Raw genomic sequence first — 6,000 nt, forward strand, 5'->3', positions numbered from 1 at the left:
ACGCCGGGCGCCGCGGGGTCGAGCCGGGCCACCTCCTGCCACAGCGGCCGGAAGGCGATCAGCTGCATGCGCTCGACCACCAGCCGTCCGCTGACGTCCGCGCTCGCACCGAGCACACCGGAGCGGACGTAAGTGCGCACCCACGCCGGCTTGTAGGCCATGAGCTCGACCGAGTTGTCGGCGCCGCGGTCGTCCGCGTTCGTCAGGTGCTCCTCGGCACGGTGGTACTGGATCGCCTGGGTCACCTCGAGCGCGTAGACGAAAGGGTCCCGGAAACGGTGCACCTTCTCGACGTCGAACCGGTCGTCGGTGTAGGAGCCCAACAGCTCGACGAGGTCACGGAGGTCGATCGTCGTGAACGGGCGAGCTCGATCCGGCATGGGAGGCTCCGCTGAGAGGGGTCGGCGGTCGAGTCGGTCGGCCAGACCGTCGAGGCCACCTTCTCGTACGGGCACCTCCGGTCGATGCCATGAACCGATCCGGCGCCTCATCGGGCGGATCGGTCGGGACGATGCGCGTGCAGCATCCGCAGAACCGGTCCTGCGCGGACGTTGCTCGACGACAGGTGCGGTGCGACCCTCAGCAGCATGCTGAGTGCGCCGGAACACGAGCCGGAGCCGGCGGTCGCTGAACCTGGCTCTGCGCCGCCCCGTCGTCGGCTCATCGGCCTCTGCCTCCTGGGGACCGTCGTGCTCCTCGCGATCTACGCCGGTTTCCTGGTGCCGTTGCTTCAGCGCGGTCTGGCGGGCGACTCAGGGGTGACGCCCGGCGACCCCGTCAGCGTCGCGGCCGACATGTCGACCGCCGACGTGTTCGCCTGGGTGCCTCCTCCTCTTGTCGGCGTCGCCCATGTCGTGGCGATGTGGGCGATCGCTCTCGGTCCCGTGCTCTCCGCGGTAGGTGTCGGTGTGGGTGCGTACCACGCGTCCCGAGAGGCCGCCGCTCGCCGATGGGTCCTCGCGATCGCATCCGGCCTGACCTTCGTCGGGTGCGTCGTGGCGTTCGCGCTGGCGTTGTCGCCCTGGGGCCGGGCAGCGAGGCTCATCCTCTTCGACTGAGACGGTGGATCTCACCGCCTCTCGTCGTCGTCGAACCGGGCCCGCGCCCGCTCGACGTCCGGCAGGTTCACCGTCGTCCACCGCAGGAGCGCGTCGACGAGCTCGTTGAGCGTGTCCCCGGTCGGGGTGATCCGGTACTCGACGGCGACGGGCCGTGTGGCGATCACGACGCGCTCGACCATGCCGTTGCGCTCGAGGCGACGCAGCGTCGCGGTGAGGGACTTCTGCCCGACGGCCGGGATCTCGCGGCGCAGCTCGTTGAAGCGCAGCGGCCGTCCGCACAGCGTGTCGAGCACCTGCAGCGACCACTTGTCGAGGACCTGATCGAGCAGCTCGCGGTGCGGGGCGTCGACCTGGAGCAGGGCGGGGTCGCTGGGAGAGGTGGTGTCGTTCACGGAACCTAGTGTCGTTGAAGTTCCCTCCAGGAACTAGGTAGACATGGGGTACCTACCCGTTCGACGCAAGGAACCCGATGTCTGTGCAGCTGCTGTCCCCCGAGTCCATGCTCCAGCCCGTCCCCTACGCTCACGTCTCCGTCGCGACGGGCACCCGCCACGTGCACGTCGCCGGGCAGATCGGCCGCGACCCCGACACCGGCGACCTGGCCGACGACCTCACCGGCCAGGTCGCCCAGACGCTGCGCAACACCGCCCGCGGCCTCGCCGGCGCGGGTGCGACGTTCGCGGACGTCGTGCGTCTGCGCTTCTTCGTCACCGGGTGGTCCCCGGAGAAGATGGACGCGTTCATGGCGGGCGTCGAGCTCGTGACCCGTGAGCTCGACCTGCCCCAGCCGATGCCCCCGGCCTCGCTCATCGGTGTCGACATCCTGTTCGAGGCCGACGTCCTCGTCGAGGTCGAGGCGTACGCCGTGCTCGACTGAGCTCCGTCGGCCGGGGCGGCCGGTCGCGGCCCGCTGAGATCGGCACCGACCCGCAGCGACTGGGCGCCGGCTCGCCCCGTCGCCGATCACGAGCACCGCTTCACCGACGACGGCAGCGGCACACGCACACTGTCAGTCCCCCCCTCGCGGGGAGATCGGCCGGTCGGCTACCAGGACGGAGTTGCGCATGAGCGACACGGCTTAACCCTCGGGTGTCGCTGTCGCATGGTCTTCCGTCGAGGCTCGGGCCGAGGCGAACGGGTGGGAGTGGCTGGCGCTGCTGTTCGAGCAGCCACCCGAGGCGGCGTGGCCGCTGCGTGCGGCGATCGACGCGTGCGGCGCGGCGATGCGGCACGCGAGCGCGTCCGTCGAGGACGGCACGAGCGAGGGCTCGGGCGTCGAACCGTCCGTGCACGGCCCGGTGATCTCGCTGCATCACCCGGGCACCCGGGAGTCGTTCCGCGCGTGGTTGACGGCGTTCGCCCGCGAGCTGACACGGACCGGGTGCCAGGGCCGCGTGCTGGCCTCACCTCAGGTGGACACCCCGGACGAGCTGCGCCCCGTCCGGGCGCGATGCCGCCCTGCGGCGTTCCTCGCGTACTCGATGACCGTGCCACCCGACCTCCGGGGTGCTCCGGCGGGCACCCCGGAGCGGTGGGGCGTCGACCCAGCGGTCACGGAACGGATGTGCCGGGATCTCGCCGCGTGGGCCCGCGTGCCGGGCGACCAGGTCATCCTCACGCAGGGGACGTCACGGGTGGCGTACCAGCGCCTCGGTCTGGCCGACCAGCTGGCGTGGCCACTGGTCCACGGCTTCGTCGCCGGCGTGACCGAGGTGACGGAGGCACCTCCCGTCCTGCGGGACGTGTCGATGCCTGGTACGCCCAGGACCGTCCCGACCCGGACGCCCTGACCGCTGCCCGCAGCGACTTCGCCGACATGCTCATCACGCCCGCGGTTCTCACCCAGCATGGGTAGCCGCGGTCCCGGCCGCGCGGCGGCCGAGCCGCGACCACGACGCCGAGAGCGACCGTGGTCACGGTTCCAGCCGCCGGTTCTCAGTGGAGCGTGGTCGTGGCCTTGAGGATCTTGTGCTTGCCGTCGTCCGGCTCCTCGTAGGTCAGGTTCCCGCCGGCGCTCAACGGGGTGTGGTTGGCGGAGAAGAACACGTAGTCGATCTTGCGACCGGCCACCGTGTCGGCACCGACCCTCCTCGTCTCGTTGTTGGCGAGCTGAGCCGCCTCGATGAAGCGACCGTTGGACCGCCCCTCGGGGTGCTTGTAGAGGGGGTCGAGGGCAGCGAGCGTGGGAGTGGTGTTGAGGTCGCCGCCGACGACCACCGAGTGGCCTCGACCGATCCAGTCGCCGGTGATCTCCTTGACCCGTCGGGCCTGCCGCAGCCGGACCTCCGCCGCGTTGTCGTCGTAGACGGTGAAGTGGGTCGAGCAGGCGTGCACCCGGTGCGTGCCCTTGTCGAACACCGCGCAGGCGATCCCGAAGTTCTTGCCCTCTCCGGCGACGTCGAAGGCCTCGTCGAAGGCGCTCCCCGCGCCGGGGTGGATGGCCGCGTTGCCCTTGGTCCCGCCCGGGCAGTCGTCCTTGGCCACCTGCTCGTGGAACGCGACCGTCCACGCGGGGTGGTTCGCCCGGAGGGCCGTGACCCAGCCCGAGCAGACCTCTTGGGCGGTCACCGCGTCCCAGCTGCCGGACTCCGCCAGTCGCACCACCCGGTTCCACCGGGCCTCGTCCTGGTCGGTGTTGTGCTGGACGACGCGCAGGTTGGCCGAAGCGGCGGCGTTGCTCGCGGCAGCGGCGTCCTCCACGTCGGACACGGCGACCGAGCTCCCTGCGTGCGACGACGTGTCGACGTCCGCGGCGGACGACGTGGGCATCGCGCCCGCCCCCAGGATCATCACTGCGGCCGCGGCAAGCACGGCGCGAGTCCTCGTGATCATGTGCGCTCCCCCTCGAGTGCGATCGGCACACGTCACTGTGTGCCTGCGGCGACTCTACGCACGGTGAGCCCCGCCAGCACCGGTCCCGGACGGCTCGACCGCCTGCCGAGGCGGCACGACCCGCTGCGGAGAGGCACGAGCGGGCGGCGGGCCGGCACCTCTGTGGCGCCGGGCAGCCCGGCCGGGCTAGGCGTCGACGAGCTCGCCGCCCCACTCCTCCGGCGCGACGTCGGCGGTCGTCTGCGTGAACGTCCACTGGTGGCCGGCGAGGTCCTCGACGGTGTACTGACGCTCGCCGTACGGGTGGTCGGTCGGTTCCAGGAGGACCTGCGCACCGTGCGACCGGGCGCGCTCGCAGTGTGCGTCGACGTCCTCGACGCGCACCATGATCGAGTGGCTGACCGCGCCGGCTCCTGGCTCGCGGCGCTCGCCCCCGCCGTTCGCGGCGATGACGTCCCCCTCGCCGCAGCGCAGCTGCGCGCGGTGCTCGCCGATCCGGAGCCGCTCGACGAGGCCGAACGTCGCCGAGAGCCACGCGACGGCGGCGGGGACGTCCGGGTAGGTGAGCACGGGCACGACAGCGGACTCGGGCATCGACCGGTTGGATCCCATCCCGGGAGTCAACCGCCCTCCCCATTCGGGTGACAAGGTCTCGGGCGCCCGGGAGTCGCGTCGGAGGAAGGGCCCGCTGCCGGCTCGAGGACGCACCGCATCCGGAAGTTGGTGAGCTCGACGCCGCCGAGCACCGGGTGCTGCTCGGCGACGACCGTGAAGCCGTGCGCCTCGAAGACGGGACGCGCGGTCAGGCTCGCGTTCGTCGTGAGCTCGCGCAGCCCCAGCTCCTCGGCCGTCGCGCGGACCCAGCGCAGGAGCGCGGAGGCGACGCCGCGCCGCGCGACGTCCGGGTCGACGAAGAGCATGTCGACGTAGCCGGTGTCGTCGACGTCCGTGAAGCCGACGACGCGGCCGGCGACCTCGGCCACCTGGGTCCGGCTCGCGCTGCGCCGTGCGGCCCAGCCAGTCGGGTCGATGTCGGGGCTCGCCCACGCCACGACCTGCTCCGCGGTGTAGTCGTGGCTCGCGAGCACACGGATCGCCCGGCGGAACACGTCGAGCGTCGCGGCCGCGTCGTCGTCGCGGTACGGGCGCAGGTCCACGCCGCGAGCCTAGCGACCGGGCAGCGCGGACATGCGGCACGCGAACTCGGGGCCGCGTCGCCGTGCGGCGTCCCGGCGCGGCCGTCCCGCAGCACTGCCCGCTGCCGGGACCCCGTCCGTGCGGTAGACCCGTGTCGTGACCGCCACCACGACCGTGCTCATCGTGCTCGACCTGGTCGGGACGTTCGCGTTCGCGCTGAACGGCGGGATGACGGCGATCCGGGTGGCGCACGTCGACATCGTGGGCGTCGTGACGCTCGGGGCGATCACGGCGGTCGGCGGCGGGATCCTGCGCGACGTGCTGCTCGGCGCGCTGCCGCCCGCAACGTTCGTCGACTGGCGCTACCTGACCGTCGCCGCCGTCGGTGGGCTCCTCGCGTTCGCGTTCAGCCGCGGGCTCGACCGGTTCAGCAACCCCATCGAGGTGCTCGACGCGGCGGGCCTGAGCCTGTTCGCCGTGACCGGGGCGGGTCGCGCGCTCGAGCTCGGCGCCGGGCCCATGCAGGCGATCATCCTCGGGGCGGTCACGGGGGTCGGCGGCGGGACGCTGCGCGACGTGCTGGTCCGGCAGGTCCCGAGCGTGCTGAGCAGCGGCGTCTACGCCATCCCGGCGCTCGTCGGTGCGGCGCTGGCGGTGGCGGCCGCGACGACGGGCGTCGACGAGGTGCTGGGCGCCCCGGCGGCCGTCGGCGCGGCCGCGGCGTGCTTCACGATCCGGATGGTCGGCCTGCGCTACGGGCTCCACGCGCCCCGGCCTCCGGGCACCGACCGCAGCGACGGAGCCCGCGCGTAGCGCGTGGCGGCGCCCGGGCAAGTGACGACAACCGCTTGCCACGGCCGTCCGGCACGACGGTCAATGGGGGTGCGGGACGCCTGCGCGTCCCCTCACGGCGTCCGGGCACCGCACCGGGACCGTCACCCCACGAGGAGAGGATCGCGCGATGCCCGGA

The 6,000-nt window shown here is 72.6% G+C and carries 8 protein-coding genes; 4 read left to right on the top strand and 4 right to left on the bottom strand.

What is annotated here, in order from left to right; all coding sequences use genetic code 11:
- The first annotated feature begins 689 nt into the window (after positions 1 to 689).
- Positions 690 to 1,058 (top strand): hypothetical protein, encoded by a 369-nt coding sequence (locus CCE01nite_RS21040; protein ID WP_141372983.1) that lies wholly within the window; start codon positions 690 to 692, stop codon positions 1,056 to 1,058.
- A gap of 11 nt (positions 1,059 to 1,069) precedes the next feature.
- On the opposite strand, the gene CCE01nite_RS21045 is transcribed toward CCE01nite_RS21040, so the two are convergent.
- Positions 1,070 to 1,453, bottom strand: coding sequence for a winged helix-turn-helix transcriptional regulator (locus tag CCE01nite_RS21045; RefSeq protein ID WP_034625692.1), 384 nt, complete (start codon positions 1,451 to 1,453; stop codon positions 1,070 to 1,072).
- Positions 1,454 to 1,530: 77 nt separating this feature from the next.
- Here CCE01nite_RS21045 and CCE01nite_RS21050 point away from each other — a divergent pair, with 77 nt between their 5' ends.
- Both CCE01nite_RS21050 and CCE01nite_RS21055 read left to right on the top strand, forming a co-directional pair.
- Entirely contained in the window at positions 1,531 to 1,938 is a 408-nt protein-coding gene (locus tag CCE01nite_RS21050; RefSeq protein ID WP_034625696.1) for a RidA family protein, read from the top strand.
- Positions 1,939 to 2,284: 346 nt separating this feature from the next.
- On the top strand, positions 2,285 to 2,851 hold the full coding sequence (locus tag CCE01nite_RS21055; RefSeq protein ID WP_034625700.1) for a hypothetical protein: 567 nt from the start codon (positions 2,285 to 2,287) through the stop codon (positions 2,849 to 2,851).
- A 145-nt stretch (positions 2,852 to 2,996) separates the two neighbouring features.
- On the opposite strand, the gene CCE01nite_RS21060 is transcribed toward CCE01nite_RS21055, so the two are convergent.
- From CCE01nite_RS21060 to CCE01nite_RS21070, 3 genes are all read right to left on the bottom strand, one after another.
- Positions 2,997 to 3,893, bottom strand: coding sequence for an endonuclease/exonuclease/phosphatase family protein (locus CCE01nite_RS21060; RefSeq protein ID WP_141372984.1), 897 nt, complete (start codon positions 3,891 to 3,893; stop codon positions 2,997 to 2,999).
- Between the two features lie 186 nt (positions 3,894 to 4,079).
- Complete coding sequence (locus CCE01nite_RS21065; RefSeq protein WP_034625709.1) at positions 4,080 to 4,505, bottom strand: VOC family protein; 426 nt, start codon at positions 4,503 to 4,505, stop codon at positions 4,080 to 4,082.
- An 8-nt stretch (positions 4,506 to 4,513) separates the two neighbouring features.
- Positions 4,514 to 5,050, bottom strand: coding sequence for a GNAT family N-acetyltransferase (locus tag CCE01nite_RS21070; protein ID WP_084142476.1), 537 nt, complete (start codon positions 5,048 to 5,050; stop codon positions 4,514 to 4,516).
- Between the two features lie 136 nt (positions 5,051 to 5,186).
- On the opposite strand from CCE01nite_RS21070, the gene CCE01nite_RS21075 reads away from it, so the two are divergent.
- The gene (locus tag CCE01nite_RS21075; RefSeq protein ID WP_034625712.1) at positions 5,187 to 5,843 is read left to right on the top strand and encodes a trimeric intracellular cation channel family protein; all 657 of its coding nucleotides are present in this window, start codon (positions 5,187 to 5,189) and stop codon (positions 5,841 to 5,843) included.
- Positions 5,844 to 6,000 lie beyond the last annotated feature (157 nt).

The organism is Cellulomonas cellasea, from assembly GCF_006538745.1.
GTDB classification, from domain to species: Bacteria; Actinomycetota; Actinomycetes; order Actinomycetales; family Cellulomonadaceae; genus Cellulomonas_A; species Cellulomonas_A cellasea.

What these genes read in the sequence shown, in the direction of transcription:
- CCE01nite_RS21055 (WP_034625700.1), top strand. Translation starts at nt 2,285, where the DNA reads ATGCGGCACGCGAGCGCGTCCGTCGAGGACGGCACGAGCGAGGGCTCG.
- CCE01nite_RS21065 (WP_034625709.1), bottom strand. Translation starts at nt 4,505, where the DNA reads ATGGGATCCAACCGGTCGATGCCCGAGTCCGCTGTCGTGCCCGTGCTC.
- CCE01nite_RS21050 (WP_034625696.1), top strand. Translation starts at nt 1,531, where the DNA reads ATGTCTGTGCAGCTGCTGTCCCCCGAGTCCATGCTCCAGCCCGTCCCC.
- CCE01nite_RS21060 (WP_141372984.1), bottom strand. Translation starts at nt 3,893, where the DNA reads ATGATCACGAGGACTCGCGCCGTGCTTGCCGCGGCCGCAGTGATGATC.